The sequence below is a fragment of the uncultured Lutibacter sp. genome, assembly GCF_947495725.1.
Taxonomy (GTDB): Bacteria; Bacteroidota; Bacteroidia; order Flavobacteriales; family Flavobacteriaceae; genus Lutibacter.
In genome coordinates, this window is the sequence record NZ_CANLZZ010000001.1 from 129,246 (window position 1) to 155,342 (window position 26,097).

Here is a 26,097-nt window from a genome sequence, read left to right on the forward strand (position 1 = left end):
AAACTAAACAAACCATAATAATGAGAATTCTATCCTTATTTATTTTAACCTTATTTATCACAACTATTTCTTGTAAACAAGTTGAACGTAAATCTAAAAACCTAGAAACATCACATGGTAGCAGTAAAAAAATTGCTACTAACTTTGATAAAAATAGCGGAATTATAAACAACACAAATAGCCCTCATGTTAAATTGAAAAGCATCAATATGGGAGATTGTGTTTGGACAGATGGATTTTGGGCAAAAAAATTCAAAATTGCTTCTGAAAATATGGTTCCGTATATGGGCGAGGTTTTATGTGGTGATGTAGGCCATGCCTTAAACAATTTTAAAATTGCCGCCGGCTTAAAAGAAGGCGAACATAAAGGAATGCGATGGCATGATGGTGACTTCTATAAATTTATGGAAGCCAAAACGTATATTTATGCGCAAACAAAAGATGAGAAATTACTTAAAGAGTTGGATGAGTACATTGAAATTATTGCCAAAGCACAAGAAGAAGATGGTTATCTTCAAACTCAAATTCAATTAAATCCAGAAGTAGGTCGTTATAACAATCGTAAATATCACGAAATGTATAATAGCGGTCATTTATTAACAAGTGCTTGTATTCATTTTCGAATTACCGGCCAAACTAACTTCTTAGATATAGCAATTAAACATGCCGATTTATTGTACAAAAACTTTATGCCTGAAGACGAAGAAATGGGACGTTTTGGATTTAATCAAACTCAAATTATGGGATTGGTAGAAATGTACAGAACTACTAAGGATAAAAAATATTTAAAACTAGCAGAGAAATTTATTAATAACAGAGGAAAATATAAAGTTGTAGAAACACCTACAACAAAAGGATATCCTATTGGTGACATGGTTCAAGAACGTAAACCACTTCGCAAAGAAACTGAAGCTGTAGGTCATGCTGTACTAGCCTTGTATTATTATGCTGGAGCTGCAGATGTTGCCGCAGAAACTGGAGAAAAAGAATTAATTGATGCTTTAGATAGACTTTGGGAAAACGTTACTCAAAAGAAAATGTATATCACAGGAGCCTTAGGTCAAACTCATTATGGAGCTTCAACCAGAAGAGATAAAATTGAAGAAGGTTTTATAGATGAATATATGATGCCAAATATGACAGCTTATAACGAAACCTGTGCTAATATTTGTAACTCAATGTTTAGTTATAGAATGCTAGGTTTACATGGACAATCTAAATATGCCGATATTATGGAACTCGTAGTTTTTAATAGCGGACTTTCTGGAATAAGTTTAGAAGGAAAAGATTACTATTATGCAAACCCATTACGCACCATTGATGGCTCTAGAGATTATTCAAAAATGAATACAGAATTTCCAGTTCGTCAACCTTATTTAAACTGTTTTTGCTGTCCACCAAACTTAGTTAGAACAATTGCTAAATTATCGGGCTGGGCTTATAGTAAATCTAAAAATGGAATTTCTGTAAACCTATATGGCGGAAATAAATTAAAAACCACATTATTAGATGGCTCAAAAATAGAATTAACACAAGTAACCCAATATCCATGGAAAGGTTCAGTGGAAATTACAATAAACAAATGTAAAGAAGAACCTTTTGATATAATGCTTCGCATTCCTGATTGGGCTATTGGCTCTGACGTGTTTGTAAATAATAAAAAAGTAAATGCAAAAATAAGGGAAGGAGAGTTTACAACAATCAACCAAACATGGAAAACTGGTGATATAATTTCAATTAATATGCCAATGGAACCAACTTTAGTTGAAGGGCATACGCGTATAGAAGAAGTTAGAAATCAAGTTGCTTTAAAACGAGGACCAATTGTATATTGTATGGAAAGCCCAGATTTACCAAAAAACACAAAAATTGTTGATGTTTATCTTAACTCTAATGCAAAATTAAAAGCAGACTACAAACCTAACTTTTTAGGAGGTGTAACTACCATTGAAACTGACATTCTATTACGTAAAAACAATAATAATGAAAACATGTACAAAGCAATAGAAAAACCTATTTTCGACTCTTACAAAACACAATTTGTTCCTTATTTTTCTTGGAGTAATAGAGGCCACGCCGAGATGTCGGTTTTCGTCCCAATAAAATGGAATTAATTTGCTAAGTTTAACAATTAATAACCTTATATAAATAAAAAATGAGTTCTTATAAAAAAAACGCATACATATATTCAACTATAGTAGCAATGGGTGGTTTTGTCTTTGGTTTAGACGCCGCTTTAATTTCTGGAACAGTAAAATTTATTTCTGAAGAATTCGGACTAAACGATATTCAGCTTGGAATGGTAGTAGGAGCCCCTGCTCTTGGTGTTTTATTAGCCTTACTTTTTGCAGGTTATGCTTGTAATAAATACGGACGAAGAAATACATTAATGGTTGTTGCATTTTTATATGTTGTATCGGCAATAGGATCTACTCTTGCACCCAACTATTGGAGTTTATTATCTGCTCGTTTTTTAGGCGGTTTGGCTTTTACTTCAATTTCTTTAGCCTCTATGTATATTGGTGAAATTGCTCCTCCAAAATTGAGAGGTAAATTAGTAACTATGATTCAAATTAATATTGTAATTGGATTATCTGGAGCATATTTTATAAATTATTTAATTCTTCAATTAGGCTCTTCTGATGCTTCTTGGGTTACAGAATATGGTTTAAAAACTCATACTTGGCGCTGGATGTTGGGGTCAGAAATTCTGCCTGCGATTGCTTGGTTAATTCTTTTGTTTTTTGTACCACGAAGCCCTGCTTGGTTATTTTACAATGGAAAACAAGATGAAGCCAAAAAAACTTTATTAAAATTATTACCTGTAGAGAAAGTAGATATTCATTTGCAAGAAATGAAGGAAAGCATGAATAGTAGCTCTGAAGATCGATCTACCATTTCACAATTAAAAGAAATTTTTAGCAAACCAATGAGGGTAACGTTTATAATTGCTATTACTATAGCCATTGCTCAACAAACCTCTGGGATAAACGCAATTTTATTTTATGCACCTACTGTATTTGAACAGATTGGAATTGGCACTGATGCTGCATTTATGCAATCAATATGGACAGGTTTAACTGCTTTAATTTTCACTGTTATAGGTTTAGTTTTGGTTGATAAATTAGGACGTAGACCTATGATTATTGGTGGTATGGCTTGGATTGTTTTAAGTTTAGGTATTTCATATTATGGTTTCGAAACCGCAACATATACACTTTCTAAAGAGTCGGTAGCTGAAATGACAGAGATTGATAATGCAGACCGATTAAACAATATGATTGGTGTAGAATACGATAGCGATATTGCTTTAAAAAAAGCACTTATAAATTCTTTAGGAGAAGATGAAGCTCGTCAACATTCAAGTTTACTAATCCAAAAATCTGCAGATATTAATGCTATTTTAATTTTAATAGGTATTTTAAGTTTTATAGCTGCATTTCATTTCTCAGTAGGACCAGTAATGTGGGTATTATTTTCTGAAATTTTCCCTATATCCTTAAGAGGAATTGCAATTCCTTTTTTCACCTTAATTACCAGTACTACAAGTTGGTTAATACAAACATTTTTTCCAACCCAGTTGGCTACCTTAGGTATTAGTAATACATTACTATTTTATGCCTCAACTGTTTTAATTGGTTTAGTAATTCTTTACCGTTATTTAATAGAAACAAAAGGTTTAACTATTGAAGAAATTCAATTAAAACTTCAAAACAAATAAAATTAGATTACAATGAAACATAATAGATTTACCATTTTGTTGTTATGTGTTATTACACTATTAAATTTAAGTTGCGAAGAAAAAAAAGTTAATAACAACAATGTGCAAACAAGTATTGTTACTGCTCTTAATCCAGCTTCAGATAAAGAAAACAAAGAGGGTTGGGTTTTAAATGAAGAAATAAGCGACGAATTTGAAGGAACCGAAATTGATACTACCAAATGGTTTGTTGAAGGTTTAAATGGCGATTACTACATTTGGAAAGGAAGAGCTCCTTCTCAATTTGTTCCTCATAATGTAAGAGTGGAAGATGGAAAGTTAAAATTAAGAACTGCTTGGGAACCCGACTATAATTTCTACGAAGAAAGCTATTCTGATGGAAATATGGGAACTTCTAAATATGGAGAATATAAAGGAGAACCAATGCCGGTTACAACTGCAGCAGTTATTTCAAAAAAACGTTTTTTAAACGGTTATATGGAAGTGAAATCTAAAGTGGGAAATGCTGCAATTACTGGTGCTTTTTGGGCCATTGGTTACGAACAAGAATTAGATGTTTACGAATTGATGGGAAACCCTAAAAAAGAAGGAAACATTAGAGCCGATTCATACCTAGCTACTGGACATGATTGGAGTCCTCCGGCTGAAAGACCTACAGCTGTATTTAATCATACAGAAGATTTACCTTACAGAACTGCTGATGAATTTCATGTATATGGAGCTGAATGGGGTGTTGATTTTCTAAAACTTTTTATTGACGGAAAAATGGTACACCACTTTACGCAGGATGATGTTGGATTAGACTGGGTTTTAAACAACCCAATGGAAGTTTGGTTAGATTCTGAAATATTCTTTTGGTTAGGAATGCCACATAAAGAAGAACTTCCAGTAGATTTTGAAATTGAATATATGAGAGTTTGGCAAAAACCTTCAGATAATTTATTAGAAAAAGATCGTGCATTTTATGGTTTTGAAGGCCCTATTTTATACGAAGAAAACCCACGACCTTTAACTATGGTTCCCGAAGATTCGAATGCTAATGACTATCAAAAATTTTGGTTATTTGATGAAACTTCTTCAAAATATTTAACAATTGTTGAAGGTGATTATGCAACCGGCGTAAACAGTCTTAAATTTTCAGGATATGGAAAAAATGAAAATTTAGAAGCTGATAAAATTAGTGCGTTAACTCCAAAAGGAGCAATCAATATTTCCGCTGGAGATTATAAAATTTCTATGAAAGTTTGGCTAGACCAAGGAAGAATTGCAGATAAAATTCATATGGCTTTTCAAAACCCAAGATTAGAAATTGAATTTGATAATTTAAAAGACTTACCTAGACGTCAATGGGTTACAATAGAAAAAACAATAAATAAACTAGAAGCTTCTTCAAAAGAAGATCAATTATTAATAGAAATTCGCAAAGAAGATTTACCAAAAACAAAAGCAGCTAAATTATTTATTGACGATATAGCTATTTTTAAAAACAATTAAAAAATTAGATTTTAAAAAACACTAATAATGAGTACTAATTCAAATATTCATAACAAAGCGATAACGAACACTTCAAAAAGTCCTTTTGTTAAATTAAAAAGTATAAATTTTGGAGACTGTAAATGGAATTCAGGATTTTGGGCTGAAAAAGTTAAAACTGCCGAGGACAAAATGCTTCCTTATATGGGAGATTTATTGTGTGGTGATATTGGCCATGGGTTAAACAACTTTAAAATTGCTGCCGGAGAAAAAGAAGGTGAACATAAAGGCTTTTATTGGCACGATGGTGACTTTTATAAATTTATGGAAGCCAAAATGTATGTGTATGCACTTACAAAAAATGAATCGTTATTGAAGGAGTTAGACGAATATATTGAGATTATTGGTAAAGCTCAAGAGGAAGATGGCTATATTCATACTCATGTTCAAATTACAGAGGGTGTAGACAGATTTTCAAACCGAAAATACCATGAAATGTATAATTTCGGTCATTTGTTTATTGCAGCATCTGTTCATTATAGAATTACAGGACAAGAAAACTTTTTACATATTGCTATAAAGCAGGCTGATTTATTGTACACATACTTTATGCCCGATACAAAACATTATCAACGTTTTGGTTTCAACCAAACTCAAATTATGGGATTGGTGGAATTATATAGAACTACTCGAGAAGTTAAATATTTAAAACTAGCCGAAAAGTTTATAAATAGAAGAGGTACTTTTGAAATAAAACATGATGATACTACAATTGGTTATCCTATAGGTGATATGGTGCAAGAAAGAACACCTCTAAGAGAATCTAAAGAAGCTGTAGGACACGCAGTATTAGCCTTGTATTATTATGCCGGAGCAGCAGATGTATATGCAGAAACAGGAGAAAAAGCACTAATTGATGCTTTAGATGCTTTATGGGAAAATGTAACAGGTAAAAAAATGTATGTTACTGGCGCAGTTGGACAGGCACATTATGGAGCTTCAACAAGTTTGGATATGATTGAAGAAGGTTTTATTGATGCTTATATGATGCCAAACATGACTGCTTATAATGAAACTTGCGCCAACTTATGTAACGCAATGTTTAGCAGTAGAATGATGGGTATCAAAGAAGAATCTAGATATGCAGATATAATAGAGTTAGTATTATACAACAGTGGTTTATCTGGTATTAGTTTAGAAGGTAAAGATTATTTCTACTCGAACCCGTTAAGAATGGTAAACAATACAAGAGATTACGATGCGCATGCAGATGTAACTGAGAGTCCGGTTAGGCAACCATACTTAGAGTGTTTTTGTTGTCCTCCAAACCTTGTAAGAACCATTTGTAAAAGCTCTGGATGGGCATATAACTTATCAGAAAATGGAGTGGCTGTAGTATTATTTGGAGGAAATAATCTAGATACAACAATGCTTGATGGTTCTCCTTTAAAATTATCTCAAGACACCGAATACCCTTGGAAAGGCTTGGTTAAAATTACAGTTGATGAATGTAAAGATTCATCTTTTGACATTAAAGTTAGAATTCCAAAATGGGCAGTTGGTAGTACAATAAAAGTTAATGGAGAAGCAATTAATATTGAAGTTATTCCTGGTACTTTTGCTACTATTGACAGAATTTGGAAAGCAGGAGATACTATAACTTTAGATATGCCAATGGAAGTGACTTTAATTGAAGGTCACAATAGAATTGAGGAAGTTAGAAACCAACTCGCTGTTAAAAGAGGGCCAATTGTATATTGTATTGAAACTCCTGATTTACCAAAAGATATTTCAATCTTAGATGTATATATTAAAGGTGGAGTTCCACTTGAGGCTGTTCATAAAAACAACTTTTTAGAAGGCGTAACCGTTATAAATGTAGAACTTCTTATTAGAGAAGGAAAAACAGATGAAATGTATCAAACCGTTTCAAAACCTACATTCACACCTTATAAAACTCAATTAGTACCTTATTTTGCATGGAGCAATAGAGGTCAAGCTGAAATGACTGTTTTTATGCCAGTTGTTTGGGAATAAAAAACATTAATCTTTTTTTAGTTTAAAAAACCGATCTTTTACATCGGTTTTTTGCTTTTTAATATAGTATCATAGATAAAATAGAATAATTCGAAGGTAAATTCCACTAATCAATACTTCTTAAATAATCGTTATTTTGGTACAAACTAAACTTTAGACAAATTTATTGACTATTTAGAAACATAATAATGAAAAAATTATCACTACTTTTTTTAAACACTTTCCTTATTTGTGCATCATTTGCTCAAACAAATGGAATCATAAACAACGGAGATAGTCCTCATGTAAAACTCAAAAGTATTAACATGGGAGATTGCCAATGGACAGACGGTTTTTGGGCAGACAAATTTAAGGTCGCTGAAAAAACAATGGTTCCTTATATGGGAGAATTATTAACTGGTGATGTTGGTCATGCCTTAAACAATTTTAAAATTGCTGCTGGTTTAAAAGAAGGAAAACACAAAGGAATGAAATGGCATGATGGAGATTTCTACAAATGGATGGAAGCTTCAATGTATGTATATTCTCAAAACAAAGATGAAAAAATCCTAGAAGAACTTGATGGTTACATCGATATTATAGGTAAAGCTCAAGCTCCTGACGGTTATATTCACACTAAAGTTCAAACTGAAGATGATATGCACCGTTTTGGAAACAGACAGCATCACGAAATGTATAATTTTGGTCACTTATACACAAGTGCTTGTATGCACAACCGTCTTTCAGGAAAAACTAACTTTTTAGACATTGCAATTAAAAATGCAAACTTTCTTTATGACACTTTCATATCAGAGCCTGACCATTTAAAACGTTTTGGATTTAACCAAACTCAAATTATGGGATTGGTAGAATTATATAGAACTACTAAAGAAAAAAAATATTTAGAGTTAGCTGAACTTTTCATTAATATGAGAGGAAAAGCAGAATCAGTACCAGATGCTACTGCAAACTTCAAGTTTATTGGAGATATGGTTCAAGAACGTACACCTTTAAGAAAAGCAAAAACAGCTGAAGGTCATGCCGTATTAGCATTATATTTTTATGCAGGAGCTGCTGACGTAGCTGCCGAAACTGGTGAAAAAGCATTAATTGATGCATTAGACAGACTTTGGAATAATGTGGTAGATAAAAAAATGTATGTTACTGGTGCGTGTGGACAAACACATCACGGAGCTTCAACCAAGGTTGATATGGTTCATGAAGCATTTATTGCAGAATATATGATGCCTAATTTAAGTGCATATAATGAAACTTGTGCAAATGTTTGTAATTCCATGTTTAGTTATAGAATGCTTGGTTTACACGGAGAATCAAAATATGCAGACATTATGGAATTGGTATTATTCAATAGTGCTCTTTCTGGAATAAGTGTTGAAGGTAAAGACTATTTTTATGCAAACCCATTACGTGTAAGCCATGATGGTTATGACCCAGGAAATGACACCGAATTTGATGTTCGTCAACCTTATATTCCTTGTTTTTGTTGTCCTCCAAACTTAGTACGTACCATTGTAAAAGTTTCAGGATGGGCATATAGTTTAAGTGAAAATGGAGTTGCAGTAAACCTTTACGGTGGAAACAAACTGACTACAAAGCTTTTAGATGGCTCTAAATTAGAATTAACTCAAGAAACTCAATATCCTTGGGAAGGAAATGTAAAATTCACAATTAAGAAATGTAAAAAAGATGCATTTGATGTTTTATTGAGAATTCCAGATTGGGCTAACGGTTCAAAAATTATGGTAAATGGAAAAGATGTTGGCGTTACAGCTAATGCTGGTTCTTACGCAACAATAAACCGTAAATGGAAAAAAGGCGATGTAATTAATTTAGAAATGCCAATGGATGTTAAATTATTAGAAGGTCACCCACTAATTGAAGAAGTTAGAAACCAAGCGGCTATTAAAAGAGGTCCTGTAGTTTACTGTGTTGAATCTCCAGATTTACCAGAAGGAACAGATATTTTAGATGTTTATTTACCTTTAAAATCTAAATTAACTGCAACTTACAAACCAGATTTCTTAGGAGGAATATCTACAATTAATGGAGATGTTAAAATCCGTAAAGATGAAAAGAAAGGAATGTATAGAGAACTTTCTGATATAAAATGGGATTCATATAAAGCACAATTTGTACCTTACTTTGCATGGGCAAATAGAGGTCAAGCTGAAATGAGCGTTTGGATTCCTATATTAATGGAATAAAAAATATTTAATTTTAAAAAGCACTTCATTAAGAGGTGCTTTTTTTTATCCATTTATTAAAAACACACATAAATATCAATTTGTCTAGTTTAAATCGATTTCAAAAAGCAATAAAAAGGTGAAATAACTCTTAAATTTGAATTTTAAAATTCAATTATAAATAATTTCAAACCAAAACAATTTCATCATGAAAAAACTGTTGTCCATTTTTTTGATCATAATAACTTTCATTTCTTGTAATAAAGAGGTGGAAAAACAAGTTGCATTTCAAAGAGAAACAGATTTTAACTTTAACTGGAAGTTTCAACTTCAAAAAGACACAATACTACCAACTAATTTACCTCTAACTGATAATGATTGGCGAGATATTAGATTACCTCATGATTGGAGTGTTGAAGCTTCTTTTGATGAAAGTTTAGAAGGTTGTACTGGATATCTTCCTGGTGGTGTTGGTGTTTACCAAAAGCATTTTAAATCTCCTGCTAACAGTTCTGAAAAAAGCACTTTTATTTTATTTGATGGAGTTTACAACAATGCTACTTTTTGGCTAAATGGGAAAAAACTTGGAGAGAATCCATATGGATACTCGCCAGTTTATTTCAATATTACAGATGTTTTAACTTCAGATAAAGAAAATATTTTAACAGTTCATGTAGATCATTCGCGTTACGCGGATAGTCGTTGGTATACAGGTAGTGGAATTTACAGAAATGTAAAAATGATTACCATAAACAAATTACACATTCCTATTTGGGGAACATTTTTAACAACACCAAATGTTTCTGAAAAAGAAGCAACAATAAACCTTAAAACCACAGTTGAAAATGAATTATCTTCTGAAAGTAATTTTACACTTTCTACGAGAATAATTGACAATGAAGGAAACGAAGTTGCTCAAAAAAGTGATGATTTAAATCTTCCTAGCTCAAAAAACAATGAGTTTGCTCAAACTTTTACTGTTACCAATCCAAAACTTTGGGATACTGAAAACCCAAATATGTATAAAGCTATTACTTCTATTATTCAAGATGGTAAAACTATAGATGAATATACCACTCCTTTTGGAATTAGGAGTTTACGCTTTGATAAGGATAAAGGTTTTTTCTTAAATGAAAAACTAACAGAAGTTAAAGGAATTTCCATTCATCATGATGGTGGATTGGTTGGTGCAGCTGTTCCAAAAGGTGTTTGGAAAAGACGTTTTGAAGAACTTAAAGCTTGTGGAGTAAATGCAATTAGAACTGCTCACAACCCCTATTCGGAAGAGTTTTTAGATCTATGTGATGAAATGGGAATTTTAGTGCAAGATGAATTTTTTGATGAGTGGGATTATGCAAAAGATAAAAGACAAAATTACCACGATAGACACGATGATTATATTACACGTGGTTATGTGGAGCATTTTCAAAAATGGGCAAAAAGTGATTTAACTCGCACAATGTTACGTGATAGAAATCACCCAAGTGTATTTCAATGGAGTATTGGTAATGAAATAGAATGGACATATTTACATTACAGATATGATACTGGTTTTTGGAAAGATCCAAATAACCCTCAAGCCTCAGGTAAATATTGGGGTAGCGCTCCAATTTTAACTCCTGAAGAAATTAAAGCTAATTATGATGCTGCCGAAAAAGGTGAATACATATTAACCGAAACTGCTCATAAATTGGCAAAATGGACAAGAGAATTAGATCCTTCAAGAGTTGTAACTACTAATATGGTTGTACCACAAACTAGTATGGTTAGTGGTTATGCAGATGCAGTAGATATTTCAGGGTTTAGTTATAGAAATAAAGATATTGCTTGGGCAAATAAACATTTTCCAGATAAACACATTACCATTAACGAAAATCCTGGAACTTGGGATGATTTAAAACACGTAAGAGAAAACCCGGGTGTATTTAGTCAATTTATGTGGACAGGTATTGCTTATATGGGTGAACGAGACGGAGATTGGCCTGCAAAAAGTGGATGGGGAGATTTATTAAACCTTGCAGGATTTAAACTACAAGGATGGAATTATTTTAAAAGTGTATGGGTGGATGAACCACATATTTCTTTGGGTACTTTGCCAATAGCTGACTCTGGCTTTAAGGCAAAAGGAGTTTCTGGGCAGCAACTTCCAGAAAATAGTAATGCCTATAATTGGAGAGATTCTAATATGCATTGGAATTATAAAGATGGAGAAATGGTTGTAGTTGAAGCTTGTTCAAATGCTCCTGAAGTTGAATTATTTTTAAATGAAAAGTCTTTAGGCAAACGTAAAATGTCTGATAGTCCTGATAGATTATTCCGTTGGACAATTCCTTATGAAGCAGGTACAATTACTGCTAAAGCTGTATATGAAGGAAAAGAAATAACTACAGAACTTAAAACAGCTTCAAAACCAGTAAAATTAATCGTAACATCTGATAAAACTTCATTAAAAGCTGATGCGTATGATGTTGCACACATTATTGTACAATTAGTTGATGAAAATGGAATTGCAACAAAAACTGAAAATACTAAAGTTGAGTTTGAAATAAAAGGAGATGCTAAAATGTTAGGTGTAGATAATGGTGCTCCAGAAAACTTGAACGATTTCCAATCTAATAGTGTTCCAACAGATCAAGGAAGATGTTTAATGATTTTACAATCTACTAAAAAAGCAGGACAAGTTACTGTTATTGTTAAAGCAGAAGGATTCGAAAATCAGGAATTAACAATAAACATAGAATAATACAAAAAATAAAGATTTCAATTCCCTATTCAAGCCCCATAACAAATAATTGTTATGGGGCTTGAACATATATTTTATCAAATAGCATGTTAAAATTTCAATAAAACAGATAAACCCGTAATAATTAAAGATAATATTAAGCCAGTTAAAATTAGTGTCTTCTAATAATTTTATAATTCCAAAAAAACAAGTTTCAATTATGAAAAGTCTACTAAAAACTTCAGCTTTATTTACTTTACTGTTTTTAACCATTTCTTGTAATGCTCAATCAGAGCGACCAAATATTCTACTAATTTTATGTGATGATCTTGGTTATGGTGATGTTGGATTTAATGGATCTGCTGACATTATTACTCCGCAAATGGATGAACTAGCGAAAAACGGAATTATTTTTACTTCTGCTTATAACGCACATTCTTTTTGTGGCCCTAGTAGAGCTTCATTAATGACTGGGCGTTATTCACAACAAATAGGTACACCATTTAATTTACATAGTAATTCTAGCAAAATAGACGAAGATAATATGGGTATTCCTTTAGAAGAAACCTTTATGTCTAAAGTTTTACAAGATGCAGGATACTATACAAACGTAATAGGAAAATGGCACCTTGGGGCATCTCCAAAATTTCATCCAAATAATAGAGGATACGATAATTTTTATGGCTTTCTTGGTGGTGGCCACAACTACTTTCCAGAGATATATAGAAAAACATATCTTAAGCAATTAAATGCTGGAAATAAGAATATTAGAGATTATATACTTCCATTAGAACACAACAATAAAGAAGTTAAAGAAACGGAATATATTACTGATGCCTTATCAAGAGAAGCTGTAAACAATATAAAAATTGCTAAAGAAAAAAACGAACCATTCTTCATGTATTTATCATACAATGCTCCTCATGTTCCATTAGAGGCTAAAGAAGATGATATGCAAGTTTTTAATGATATTAAAGATAAAGACCGAAGAACTTATGCAGGTATGGTTTACGCCGTAGACCGAGGAATTGGAAACATTGTTAAAGCCTTAAAAGAAACTGGTCAATTTGAAAATACTTTAATTGTATTTTTTAGTGATAATGGTGGTAATATGGACCACGGCGCTAGTAATTATCCTCTAAAAGGATCAAAAGGTGATGCCTGGGAAGGTGGCTATAGAACCCCAATGTTTTTTCATTGGCCAAATAAACTAAAAGGAGGACAACAATTTAATCATCCAGTTTCTGCTCTTGATCTATATCCAACATTTATAAATATAGCAAAGACAAAGGTTCCTAAAAACAAAAAATTAAGCGGTAAAAACATAATTCCACATTTAATTGCTGGTACCGAACCTCATAAAGATGAAATGCTTTACCTTATGCGTTATCGTCACGGTCATGTAGATGTAGGAGCAAGAAAAGGTGATTGGAAAATTACACGTGTTGGGAATGAACCTTGGCGTTTAACAAATATTACCAATGATAAAGGTGAAAAAAAGAACTCTGGAGGTAAATATCCTGAACGTCTTAAAAGTATGACCGAGGAAGCTCATAATTGGACCAAAACTTTTGTAAAACCTCTTTGGTATTATTCAGCTAAAGATGAAGAATTATGGGAAGCCGGGAGAATGCCGCAATACAATGAAACTTTTGAAGTTTCAAAATTAATTCAATCTGCTTCAAAGCATTAACAATACAAGACTCAATAAATCAACCTTATAGAAACACAAACACTTTTTACTGATAAAACCAGTGCTATTTATGGATATAACATTAGATAAACACGTTTTATTTAAAGGTAAAAAACAGTAGGTTTAAATTAATTAGTATTTATACTTTTCAAGTGTTAAAAACTGATTATTTTAGTGATATGAAAAATCTATCAATTCTGTTAAAAACACTTTTTGTTTTCTTAATTTGTGTTTCGTGTAAACCAAAAGAAACACCTAAAAAAAGTGACGTAAAAAAACCAAATATCCTATTCTTAGCTATAGATGATTTAAGGCCTGAATTAGGTTGTTATGGTTCCGAATTGGCTATCTCTCCAAATATTGATGCATTGGCAAGCCAAGGTTTACAGTTTAACAATGCCTATTGTCAGCAAGCAATCTGTAGCCCTTCTAGAGCCAGTATTATGACAGGTGCTCGTCCAGAATCTATAAACGTAATTGAAAACTTCACTTATTTTAGAGATGCAAATCCAGATATAATTACGCTTTCTCAGCATTTTAAAAATAATGGTTATGAAGCAACTCACACAGGAAAAATATATCATAAACCTGGTTTTGCAGATGGGGAATTATCTTGGAGCAGAAAACCTGCTTATGATAAAATGACAATTGAAAAGAGTAAAGGATTTGGCGGTTACGCACTTCCAGAAAATAGAGAATTATCAAAAAAGAGTACGGCTGAAATGATTGCCAAATATGGTGAAAACGCACCAAGAAATGGCCTTGGAAAAGGACCTGCATATGAAAGTGCAGATGTTGAAGACACCTATTACGAGGATGGTTACAACGCTGAATTAGCTATTGCTACTTTAAAAGATATGATAGAAAAAAATCCTGATAAGCCATTCTTTTTAGGTATGGGAATGAAAAAACCACATTTAAATTTTGTGGCTCCAAAAAAGTATTGGGATTTATACAACAGAGAAGACATAAAATTAACATCTCAAACTGAAGCTCCAGAAAACGGTGCAACTATGGGATTACATCCTTCTTTTGAATTACGTGCGAGATATGGAATTCCTAAAAAAGGAAACATTCCAGATTCATTAGCTGTAACTTTAAAACACGCATATTTAGCTTGTGTAAGCTATGTTGATGCCCAAATTGGTAAAATGATTAATGCTTTAGATGAAGCCGGTGTACGTGATAACACAATAATTATTCTTTGGACCGATCACGGTTGGCATTTAGGAGAAATGGGAATTTGGGGAAAAGCAACTAATTATGAAATATCTGCACGTGTACCTTTAATAATTTGGACTCCTGATATGAAAAAAGAAATTAGAGGTAAAAAATCTGATGCCTTAGTTGAGCTGGTTGACATGTACCCTACTCTTTGTGATCTTGCTGGTTTAGACACTCCAAAACATGTAGAAGGTCAAAGTTTTAAACCTTTATTAGAAAACCCAGATAAAGAATGGAAAAAAGCAGCATTTACGCAATTTCCAACACCTGCTTTAAGAGAATGGGCAGCCAATCCACTTTCTAAAGGAATGCGCGAAACTTACTTTGGACCATTAATTAAAGAAGTTGAAGACAAAATTATTAAACAACAAGGAAAAAAATGGGATAGAGATTTATATGAAAACTATTTAATGGGATATACTATGCGAACTAAACAATATAGATTTATGGTTTGGAGAGATTATAGAGATCCAAAAGCAGAACCTGTATTTTTTGAATTATATGACCATAAAAAAGATCCTAATGAAACCGTAAATATAGCTGACCAAAACCCAGAATTGGTGAAAGAACTTTTGGCTCAATTTAATAAAGGTTGGAAAGGTAATTTAGCTGAAGTAAAATAAATATACGATATGAATAAGACCACATTTCTTATATATATAATAACTCTAGCATTCGTTTACTCTTGTAGTTCAAATGATGAAGATTTAATACCTAATCCTATTCCAATTGTAACACCAGATCCCGACTCAACACCTGATCCAGAACCTAATGCAAATTATCCATTATCAGATCAAAATAACACAGGGAATTGGACATTATTAGAATCTGTAAGTGATGAATTTGAAGGAGCTACTTTGGATGAAAACAAATGGTTAATTCAAGGTAGGAATGGTGTATTTCAATCAAACTTTAAAGGTAGAGCCCCATCACAATTCTCTACAAAAAATGTACGCTTAGAAGACGGAAAACTTAAATTAGAAACACGTTGGGAGCCTGATTACAATTTTAACCCTAAAACCGATACTAATGGGGATCCCTATGAAAATATTACAACAGCAGCAGTAATCACAAAAAATGAATTTACTTATGGCTATTTAGAGATTAAATCTAAAGCCGCTGATGCTGAAGTTACAAGCTCTTTTTGGGCAACTGGTGGAAATACCGAGTTCGACTTTTTTGAAATGTTTGGAGATCATAAACAATCTCAAAAAGAAGATAAAGAACGAGAATTATGGTGGTCAATACACGATTGGTCTTCAAATGGAAAAGGGAAAACCACTTATACGGAACATCATGATTTAGGATTTAGAGTTGCTGATGATTTTCACGTTTATGGCTATGAGTGGAATGCTGATGGAGTTAAAATTTATATTGATGGAACACTACTTAAAAACATTTCAAAAGAAGAAATTAACAACTATGATGATGTAGCTAAAAGTAATGGTGGAAATGGTTTGTACGAAAACTTTGTTGTTACTAAACCAATTAAAATATGGCTAGATCAAGAAACGTTTCCTTGGCACGGTGTACCAGATAGTTTGGAAGATTTAGAAGCAAATAGTTCTGCAGGTGAAAATACAGATGGTATTGTAGATTTTGAAATTGAATACGTGCGTGTTTGGCAAAAAAAATAAACCTCAATTATATTGAATTAATAAATGAAGTTAGGTTGACATCTCGATCTAACTTCATTTTTTTTCTTAAACGGTGTCGAGAAACATGGATACTTCCTACTGAAATACCTAATAGATATGCCATTTCCTTTCCTGTAAAATTTAGCTTTATAAGCGCACATATTTTTAAATCCGCAGCACTTAGGTTAGAGACTTTTTGTTTTAATCGTCTATAAAAGTCTTCATTTAAAGAAGTGAATCTCAAATTAAATTCATCCCATAAATTACCTGAAGTATGCTCTATAGATTTTAACAATGTTTTTGCAGATTTACTAGAGTCCTTTTCTTCTATAAACGTTTTTAATTGTTTAATAATTTGATCTCTTTCAATTAATTTTAACATATTAGCCGTTAGCTCTTTATTTTTATGCTCTAAAACTTCTTTCGAATTCTGCTGTTTTTTTTTATGCTTAATATGTTTAATTCTATTCCATATAATTAATGCAGCAATTATTAAGGTTGATAAAGTTATAAAAAACAATATTCTAAATCTTAATACTTCTTGTTTCTTCTCAGATAAGATTAAGTTATTTGTTACAAGTTCATTATTTTTCTTTACAAGCTGATTTTTATAATAGTTATTAACTACTATAAAACCACGATTGCCATCGGTTCTAGTATTCAAATAGGTATCATTTATTTGTTTCGCAATTGTTAAATTATCATAAGCTAAAATAGCGTCGCCCATCTTATGCAGCAACTCGGCATATTTTTCATGAATATAAGCTTTGTAAAAAGTTAACTCTCCACTAAAACACTTAATTTTTAAAGATTTCTCATAATACATTCTTGCTGTATCTAAATCATTATTTAACCTATAAACATTGCCTAAAACAGCATAAACAATAATTAAAAAGCTCTTTTTATTAGCTGTATCATCATCTATAATTTCAATATTGTTCAACTCAGAAGCTATTTGTTTCAACAAGTTTATTGCTTCATCGGTTTTTCCCTTGTGTCTAAGATAAAAAGACTCCTTTTCTTTTAAAAAAAGCTTGGAGTCTAAATTAAAACTATGATTATTTGAAATTACTTTACAACTATCGATATATAATTTTAAACTATCAACATCACTTATACGTTGGTAATATAAAGTCAAATTATAATAAGACCTGTATAATTGTTCAACCGAAACAAGCCCATTTTTGTATAATTCCCTATAGAGTAAATGAGATTTTTTGAATGATTCCACAACGTCGCCATCCTGTTTAAATAAATAATTTAACACCCCAAATTCCTCATAACATTTTGCTATTAATAATGGATCATTAAACTCTTCTGAAAGAAATAAGGCATCACCAGTTTTGTTAAACGACTTATTATAATCTTGTTGTTTTCTATAATAGGCACTTAAAGAAATTAAACTTTTTATAATACTAGTTGTGTCACTTTTTAATTCAGCATCTTTATAAATTTTATTTAATTTTATTTCAACTGAATCTATTGATAATTTAGAATGTAATAATCCTTCAAACTTATATGTTTTAAACTGCTGACCTTGTAAGCAACCAAAAAATAAAAAGTTAAGTATAATAAACAACAAAATCAATCTAATATTTAAATATTTAAATTTTAAAACACTCATTTTTAATATTTTAACAAACAACCATAAAAGTACAACTAATTAAACTGTTAATAAAAAAAATAGAATAAAAATACAAATGTTAAGTTTTTGTAAGACATTATAAACACTTTAATGTGTAAATAAATAGTAAATTAGTGAAATCAAATTCTAGGTATGAAAAAACTATTATTTATTATTCTTTTAAGTATCATTGGCTCAGTTGAGGCGCAGCAAAAACCAAACATTCTATTTATTGCTATTGATGATTTACGTCCAGAACTGGGATGTTATGGATCAGACATAGCTATTAGTCCTAATATGGATAAATTGGCTAGTGAAGGATTACTATTTAATAACGCTTATTGTCAACAAGCAATTTGTGGACCATCAAGAGCAAGTTTAATGACTGGTGTTAGACCTTCAACAAGTGGTGTAACACATAATTACATACGGTTTAGAGATCAACTTCCTCAAATAAAAACTATTGCCCAACATTTTACTTCGAATGGATATCAATCTGTTTATTATGGCAAAATATTTCATCACGGAGATGAAGATGAAATTTCTTGGACAAGACCTCAACTTAAAAGTGATAAAAAACCTATTGGCTTCGCATTGCCTGAAAACAACAAAATAAAAACAGAAACACAAAAAAAAATGTTTGCAAAATATGGTAAAGTTGCAAAGTACGGCTTAGCAATGGGACCTGCTTACGAATGTGCCGATGTGCCAGATGACACCTATTCCGATGGTTTAAATGCCGATTTAGCAATTAAAACTATAAAAGAGATGGTGAAAGAAAACGGCAAACCATTTTTCTTAGGATTGGGCTTTCACAAACCTCACTTAAATTGGGTGGCTCCTAAAAAATATTGGGATTTATATGATGAAAATGATATCAAACTTGCCACTCAAACCAAGGCTCCATTTAATGGTGCAGAAATGGGAATTCATCCTTCTTTTGAATTAAGAGTTAGAAGTGGAATTCCAAAAAGCGGAAAATTAAATAATGAACTGTCAACCACACTAAAACATGCATATTTAGCTTGTGTTAGTTATGTAGATGCCCAAATTGGAAAAGTAATAAATGCTTTAGATGAAGCTGGAATTAAAGACAATACTATTATTGTTTTATGGGGTGATCACGGATGGCATTTAGGTGAAATGGGAATTTGGGGAAAAGCCACAAATTATGAAATTGCTACACGAGTACCAATGATGATTTACACACCCGATATGCCAGTTAAAAATAGAGGTAAAAAAACAAACGCTTTAGTAGAATTAGTTGACATATATCCTACTTTATCTGATTTAGTGGGACTAGAAACCCCAAAACATTTAGAAGGAAAAAGCTTTAAACCTCTATTAAAAAATCCAGAAAAAAAATGGAAAAAAGCAGTGTTTAGTCAATTTCCTTCACCTGCATTAAGAGAATGGGGAGCTTTCCCTATAAGACCAGCAATGCGCGAAACTTATTTTGGCCCTTTATTAAAAGAAGTTGAAGACAAAATTAAACTTCAACAAAAAGAAAAATGGAATAGAGATTTATTTGAAAACCATTTAATGGGATACGCTATGAGAACCAATGATTACAGATTTGTAATTTGGAAAGACAGTAGAACTAAAAATAGTGAACCTGTATATATTGAATTATTTGACCATAAAAATGATCCAACTGAAACTACAAACATTGCTAAAAAACATCCAAAACTTGTCTCAAAACTGTTGAAAACCTTCAATAAAGAATGGGAAAAAGTTCATAAACCAAAAACTCTTTAATTATGATAAAAAAGACTTCATTTAAAATATCAATTCTAGTAGTTGTAATTCTCTTTTTCTCAGTAAACGGCTCAGTTGCTCAAAACCAAAAAAAGCCTAATGTGCTGCTTATAATGCTTGATGATTTAAATGATTATGTAGGTTTTTTAGACGGTCATCCACAGGCACAAACACCCAATATGGATGCTTTAGCTAAAGAGAGCGTAATTTTTACAAATGCACACACCAATGCTCCTATTTGTGCTCCGTCAAGATCAAGCATGTTAACTGGTATTTACCCTCATAAATCAAAAAATTTCTGGTTTTCAAAATGGACACAAAATGATATTTTAAAAAATAGCAAAACACTAATGCAATTTATGAGTGACAATGGCTATCAAACTTTTGGAACAGGAAAATTAATGCACGATAGAGTTAAAAGTGAATGGAATGAATATGGCATTGAAAATGATTTTGGACCTTATGCTTTTGACGGTAAAAAAGCTGCGAGACATCCTTCAGTTCCAAAAGAATACTATCAAAACAAAAATGATGGTTTATTTAGCTCTTTAGCCGATGTACCAAATGTACCTGCATCTAAAAATACAAACGGATATAACGGTTGGTATGATATTAAAAATAGAAAACCTTTTAACTACGTAAATGATGAAAATCGTGATTTACTAAATGATGAAAAAAGTGCAAATTGGGCTGTTTCAAAAATAACTGAATTAGAAAACAAAAAAAATTCTAAACCATTCTTTTTGGCAGTTGGTTTTGTTCGTCCTCATACACCTTTGGTTGCACCTCAAAAATATTTTGATAAATATCCTTTAGAAACCTTAAAGCTTCCAATATTAAAAGAAAATGACATTGAAGACACTTACTACAGGTCAACATTTAAATGGACTCCAGCTTGGGCAAAACATTATGAAGAACTAAAAGCCTCATATACTAATTTTGATGATGGTTTACGTGCGTATCTTCAAGCTTATTTAGCTTGTATAAGTTTTGCCGACGATCAAGTTGGCAAAGTAATAACTGCATTAAAAAGCAGTACTCTAAATGACAATACCATTGTTATTTTAGTGAGTGATCACGGTTATAATCAAGGTGAAAAAGAATTTATTTACAAGAACAATTTATGGGAAGAAACTACACGAATTCCAATGCTAATACGATCACCTAAATTCAAAAATAATGCAGGTAAAAAAGTTAATGAACCTGTTTCATTAATAGATATTTATCCAACCATTGCAGACCTATGTAATATTGAAGCAAGTAATATAAAAAATGAAAATGGCGCTTTGTTAAGTGGTTTTAGTATGAAACCTTTTTTAGAAGATCCAGAAAACGGGAAATGGAATGGTCCGAATGTAGCATTAACTGTTGTTAGAGGAAATTTCAAAAGTAATGAACCTAATGAGCAAAGCTATTCCGTGCGCTCAAAAAACTATAGATACATACGTTATGTTAATGGAAAAGAAGAGTTATATGACCATACAAATGACTCTTATGAATGGTCAAATTTAGCCTACAATCCTAAATTTAAAAGAGTAAAAAAGCAACTAGAAAATCAACTAGATAAACTATTAAAACAAACTAATTAATACAGCATTAAAATGAAACGTAGAGATTTTTTTAAAAAAGGAACCAAAGGAGCAATTGCTGCAAGCTTAATACCAATTACTGGAAATGCGTTTGATATGAATTCAGACCTAGATAACATAAAACCAATAAATTGGGAACAACAAGGAGTTGGTAAAAAAGAAATTCCAAATCGTAAAAAAATAGTTAATTACGATGTTGCAGTTTTAGGTGCTGGTTTAGCTGGTATTTGTGCAGCAGTGTCTGCAGCAAGAAATGGAGTAAAAACAGTTTTAGTTCAAGACAGACCTGTTTTAGGTGGAAACAGTTCTAGTGAAATTAGAGTTCACGTAAATGGAGTTGGACATTTAAAACCCGATAATTGGGCTGAACGTGAAACTGGTATTATTGAAGAGTTATTATTGCTAAATAGGTTTCAAAATCCGCAACAATCTTTTCCTGTTTGGGATCACGTTTTATATGATTATGTGCACCAAGTTGAAAATTTAGATTTAATGCTAAATACTCAAGCAATTGAAGCAACAATGAATGGTAACACTATTGTTTCTGCACGATGTTGGCAACTAACTACAGAAACTGAATTTACTATAAATGCAAAACAATTTATAGACTGTTCGGGTGATGGTATGTTGGCGGCTTCAGCAGGTGCAATTTTTAGAACTGGTAGAGAAGCTTCTTCTGAATTTAATGAAATTTACGCTCCAAAAGTTGCAGATGGATGGCAAATGGGAGCAACTATTCTTTTTTCAACAAAAGATATGGGTAAACCAATGCCGTTTACACCGCCTTCCTACACTTTAAAATATGATGCTGAAAACGCCTACAAACGAAAAATAAAACCTTACGTTGGAGGTATTTGGTGGGTTGAAGTTGGAAGTGAAAATGATATTATAGCAGAGGCTGAAACTAACCGACATAAAATTATGGGCTATATGTATGGTGTTTGGGACTATATTAAAAACTCTGGAGAATTTCCAGACTCGGAAAACTTAGCTTTAGATTGGGTTGGAGCCGTACCAGGCAGAAGAGAATCTCGTAGGTTTATGGGTGATTATATTTTATCGGAAAAAGATTTAACTGAACACAGACACTTTGAAGATGGTGTCGCTTTTGGCGGCTGGAGTATTGATGAACACGGTGAAGGTGGAATAGAAAACTTAAAAGTTCCTGGAAGTTATTTTCACCATCATTTCAAAAAAGTATATGAAATTCCATACAGAAGTTTGTATTCAAAAAATATTGACAACTTACAATTCTCCGGACGAAACATTAGTCAAACTCATATTGCGCTTTCCTCTTCTAGAGTTATGGCTACTTGTGCAACTATGGGACAAGCAACGGGAACTGCCGCTAGTATATGCGTAAAGAAAAACGTGAACCCTAGAGCAATTGCTCAAAACTATATTAATGATTTGCAAGAACAATTATTAAGAGATGATTCTTATGTTCCTTTAAGACCTGCAAATGATAAAAATGATCTTGCAACAAAAGCTCATTTAATTTTTGGATCTTCTACTCTCTCGGGTGATGCTAAAAATCTAATTAATGGTATTTCAAGAGATATTGATGGTAACATTAACCACTGGCAAGCAGATGGGTTAAATGCAGAATTACAATTAGAATGGAACAAACCAATTAAACTTTCTAAAGTTGAAATAAAGTGCGATACAAATCTTAAAAAGAACATTTTTATGCACAAGCTTTCACCAGAAACTAAAAAACACACAAGTATAATTCCAGTTGAACTATTAAAATCTATGGAAGTAGAAGCTCGTATTAATGGTGTGTGGGTTAAAGTTGGCGAAATTGACAACAATAAAACACGTTTAATTAAATTCAGTTTTGATCAAATAAAGACTACTGCAGTTCGACTAAAATTAAAAGAAACTTATGGCCATAAAAATATTAAATTGTTTGAAGTTCGCTGTTATGAATCTTAACAAACAAAAAAGAGAATAACGTTAACGTTATTCTCTTTTTTTTAAACAATTATATTTTATTTTTTTCTATAACAACGCACCCAATCTACTTTCATTTCTGTAGGAAAACCTTCTTCGGTTGCCTTTTCAGGAACCGGACATCTATCCTTTCCATTTGGACAATTTTGATAAGTTACATGTGGATATCTCAATCCTAAGGAAAGTGTTACATGCATTGGTAAATGCCAGTAAACATTTTTCTTTTCACCTGTCTTTTTCCCATCTATATAAAATGTTATTTTATCTTTTGCAATTTCAGCACCATATGTATGATAATCATCTCTAGGATCAAAATCTGTATGAATTTCCGTTTTAGTTAACTCTGGATATCCGCCTGGTCGTTTCCATAATTCTTTACCGTTTTCAATTACCACAGTATGTAAATTACTATCAATAACTTCTGGGCCACTTATACCATTTTCTTTAGTCCAATTGGCCTGTAACATTTCAACAACATCTACTTCGCAATATCTAACAGCTCCTTCATTATTTTTTCTCATTCCCCAACCATCAAGTTCACTTCCAAGACTATATAACCAAAAAGCCGGGCTTGCACCTGGAAACGTGTGAATTCCTTTTATTTTAGCTTCAACATATCCGTAGGTGATTGTATCTTTAGATCTTAAAATACCAGATTTATAAAACATATCGAACCCTCTCGCTGAATGTTCTTCATAACGCATTCTAATATTTAAAACTTCCTCTTTTTGATATGTATTATCTGGCTCCCAAGACCAGGGACCCCAATCATTTGGGTTGTTAATCCATTTAGATAAATTTACAGAATTTGTATTAAATTCATCAGAAATTGAAGTGTCCAAAATCCAATCATTAGGATTTATATCAATAGGACTTTCTCCATTTTTGGAGTTTTCAATTTCTTGATTTGGTTGTTCAGTTTCAATATTTAAATCCTCAGTATTTGTTGTGCCGCAAGAAAATAAAACCAGTATTAACAATGCCTTAATAAAATTCATTTCTTTAAAATAAAATTAGTGTAATTTATAAGTATCCATCCTGTCAATATCAACTTTTTCAAATTTCTTTTGAAGCAGCCAAGCTGGTCTTTCTAAGGTTAATTCCCAATGATAAATTTGCTTATACATTTTTCTAACTTTATCTGGATAATACACAGCTAAATCTCTTAATTCTGAAGGATCTTCTTCAATATTATACAATTCAGCAGGTCGGTCCGAATAACGAATTAATTTCCAATCACCATCACGTAAGGCAGCCCTTGTTCCTAATCTCCAAAATAATTCTTTGTGAGGACGATCAGTTTTAAGCCCTTGTATAAATGGAACAATATTTACACCATCAATATTTTTTAAATCTGCTGATTTACCTCCACCTGCTTCAAAAAATGTGGGTAATAAATCTAGTGTACTAATAGGATAATTGTAAGTCGTATTTTCTTTAATTTTACCCGGCCATTTCATTAAAAACGGCACACGAATTCCTCCTTCTAAATGATTGGATTTTGTACCGCTTAAAGGTAAATTAATAGAGGCATTTTTATCGGTTGGACCACCGTTATCGTTGGAAAAAACCACAAGTGTATTTTCTTCTAAACCAAGTTCTTTTAATTTGTCCAATACGTTACCACAAGCTCTATCTAACCCTAAAGTCATAGCTGCAACTTCTTTTCTTTTACCCGTCAATTCAGGGAACTTAGCCAAATCTTCCTTTGTGGCATGCATTGGAGTATGCACTGCATTAAAAGATAGTACAATAAAGAATGGTTTTTTCTTATTGCGTTTCATAAAATCTATGGCTTCATCGGCCAATCTATCTGTTAAATATCCATCATGTTCTTTAAAATTACCAAATCCCTTTTCAAGTTTATTTAATTCTTCTTTTGGAGAACTCAAATAGGCCCAATAATCACGAGCTCCACCTCTAAAACCATAGAATTCATCAAAACCTCTTTTTGTTGGATGAAATTTATCTGCACCACCTAAATGCCATTTGCCATAGAAAGCAGTTTGATACCCTAGTTTTTTCATATAATCACCCATTGTAATTTCGGTCAAAGGAATTCCCATATTTGGTCCATCAGCACCTGAGACAGCACTCATATAACCTGGAACATTGTTTTCTTCAAAACCAAATCGTTGTTGATATCGACCTGTTAATAGTCCAGCCCTTGATGGTCCACAAACTGATGCTGAAACATATCCTTGCTTAAATTTTACACCTTCTTTCGCTAATTTATCTAAATTAGGCGTAATCATAACTTTACTTCCTTGAAAACCAAAATCTGCATATCCAGCATCATCTGAAAACAATAAAATTATATTAGGCTGTTTTTGAGCATTCATAACTTGAAACATTAGAGTAGCCAACCCTAATAATAAAAAGCTTTTAAAATTTTTCATAATTCTACATTTTTTGTTTTAAACAACTAATCCACAACTTAACGTTATGGATTTAGTCTATTGTACAAACTAAAGTTAACC

Annotated in this window: 15 protein-coding genes; 12 read left to right on the forward strand and 3 right to left on the reverse strand. The window is 32.0% G+C overall.

Going from position 1 to position 26,097, the window contains the following annotated elements; genetic code table 11:
• Positions 1–20: 20 nt before the first annotated feature.
• The 9 genes from Q0776_RS00520 to Q0776_RS00560 all read left to right on the forward strand — a co-directional run bounded on the left by Q0776_RS00520 (position 21) and on the right by Q0776_RS00560 (position 16,690).
• A complete protein-coding gene (locus tag Q0776_RS00520; RefSeq protein WP_298363551.1) occupies positions 21–2,114 on the forward strand; it encodes a beta-L-arabinofuranosidase domain-containing protein in 2,094 nt (697 codons plus the stop codon).
• Between the two features lie 41 nt (positions 2,115–2,155).
• Complete coding sequence (locus tag Q0776_RS00525; RefSeq protein ID WP_298363557.1) at positions 2,156–3,721, forward strand: sugar porter family MFS transporter; 1,566 nt, start codon at positions 2,156–2,158, stop codon at positions 3,719–3,721.
• 12 nt (positions 3,722–3,733) lie between these two features.
• Positions 3,734–5,215: a family 16 glycosylhydrolase gene (locus Q0776_RS00530; RefSeq protein WP_298363559.1), complete on the forward strand. Its 1,482-nt coding sequence runs from the start codon at positions 3,734–3,736 to the stop codon at positions 5,213–5,215.
• Positions 5,216–5,242: 27 nt separating this feature from the next.
• A complete protein-coding gene (locus Q0776_RS00535; RefSeq protein WP_298363561.1) occupies positions 5,243–7,231 on the forward strand; it encodes a beta-L-arabinofuranosidase domain-containing protein in 1,989 nt (662 codons plus the stop codon).
• 188 nt (positions 7,232–7,419) lie between these two features.
• Positions 7,420–9,435, forward strand: a complete 2,016-nt coding sequence (locus Q0776_RS00540; RefSeq protein ID WP_298363563.1) for a glycoside hydrolase family 127 protein — start codon at positions 7,420–7,422, stop codon at positions 9,433–9,435.
• A 247-nt stretch (positions 9,436–9,682) separates the two neighbouring features.
• Positions 9,683–12,157: a glycoside hydrolase family 2 TIM barrel-domain containing protein gene (locus tag Q0776_RS00545; RefSeq protein ID WP_298363565.1), complete on the forward strand. Its 2,475-nt coding sequence runs from the start codon at positions 9,683–9,685 to the stop codon at positions 12,155–12,157.
• Positions 12,158–12,356: 199 nt separating this feature from the next.
• Positions 12,357–13,829: a sulfatase-like hydrolase/transferase gene (locus Q0776_RS00550; RefSeq protein ID WP_298363567.1), complete on the forward strand. Its 1,473-nt coding sequence runs from the start codon at positions 12,357–12,359 to the stop codon at positions 13,827–13,829.
• A gap of 179 nt (positions 13,830–14,008) precedes the next feature.
• Complete coding sequence (locus Q0776_RS00555) at positions 14,009–15,676, forward strand: sulfatase (RefSeq protein WP_298363569.1); 1,668 nt, start codon at positions 14,009–14,011, stop codon at positions 15,674–15,676.
• Between the two features lie 9 nt (positions 15,677–15,685).
• Complete coding sequence (locus tag Q0776_RS00560; RefSeq protein WP_298363571.1) at positions 15,686–16,690, forward strand: family 16 glycosylhydrolase; 1,005 nt, start codon at positions 15,686–15,688, stop codon at positions 16,688–16,690.
• Between the two features lie 7 nt (positions 16,691–16,697).
• On the opposite strand, the gene Q0776_RS00565 is transcribed toward Q0776_RS00560, so the two are convergent.
• Positions 16,698–18,314 carry a tetratricopeptide repeat protein gene (locus tag Q0776_RS00565; RefSeq protein WP_298363574.1) on the reverse strand — a complete coding sequence of 539 codons (1,617 nt, stop codon included), beginning with the start codon at positions 18,312–18,314 and terminating at the stop codon, positions 16,698–16,700.
• A gap of 153 nt (positions 18,315–18,467) precedes the next feature.
• On the opposite strand from Q0776_RS00565, the gene Q0776_RS00570 reads away from it, so the two are divergent.
• Genes Q0776_RS00570 through Q0776_RS00580 form a run of 3 tightly spaced genes read left to right on the forward strand, consistent with a single transcriptional unit; the run spans position 18,468 to position 23,599 of the window.
• A complete protein-coding gene (locus tag Q0776_RS00570) occupies positions 18,468–20,072 on the forward strand; it encodes a sulfatase (protein ID WP_298363576.1) in 1,605 nt (534 codons plus the stop codon).
• A 2-nt stretch (positions 20,073–20,074) separates the two neighbouring features.
• Positions 20,075–21,661 carry a sulfatase gene (locus Q0776_RS00575; protein WP_298363580.1) on the forward strand — a complete coding sequence of 529 codons (1,587 nt, stop codon included), beginning with the start codon at positions 20,075–20,077 and terminating at the stop codon, positions 21,659–21,661.
• A gap of 12 nt (positions 21,662–21,673) precedes the next feature.
• Positions 21,674–23,599 (forward strand): FAD-dependent oxidoreductase, encoded by a 1,926-nt coding sequence (locus tag Q0776_RS00580; RefSeq protein ID WP_298363581.1) that lies wholly within the window; start codon positions 21,674–21,676, stop codon positions 23,597–23,599.
• Positions 23,600–23,655: 56 nt separating this feature from the next.
• Here the strand turns inward: Q0776_RS00580 and Q0776_RS00585 are convergent, their stop codons facing one another.
• Together Q0776_RS00585 and Q0776_RS00590 are read right to left on the reverse strand one after the other, a co-directional pair.
• Positions 23,656–24,615 (reverse strand): kappa-carrageenase, encoded by a 960-nt coding sequence (locus tag Q0776_RS00585; protein WP_298363583.1) that lies wholly within the window; start codon positions 24,613–24,615, stop codon positions 23,656–23,658.
• Between the two features lie 15 nt (positions 24,616–24,630).
• On the reverse strand, positions 24,631–26,016 hold the full coding sequence (locus Q0776_RS00590; protein ID WP_298363584.1) for a sulfatase: 1,386 nt from the start codon (positions 26,014–26,016) through the stop codon (positions 24,631–24,633).
• Positions 26,017–26,097: the final 81 nt, after the last annotated feature.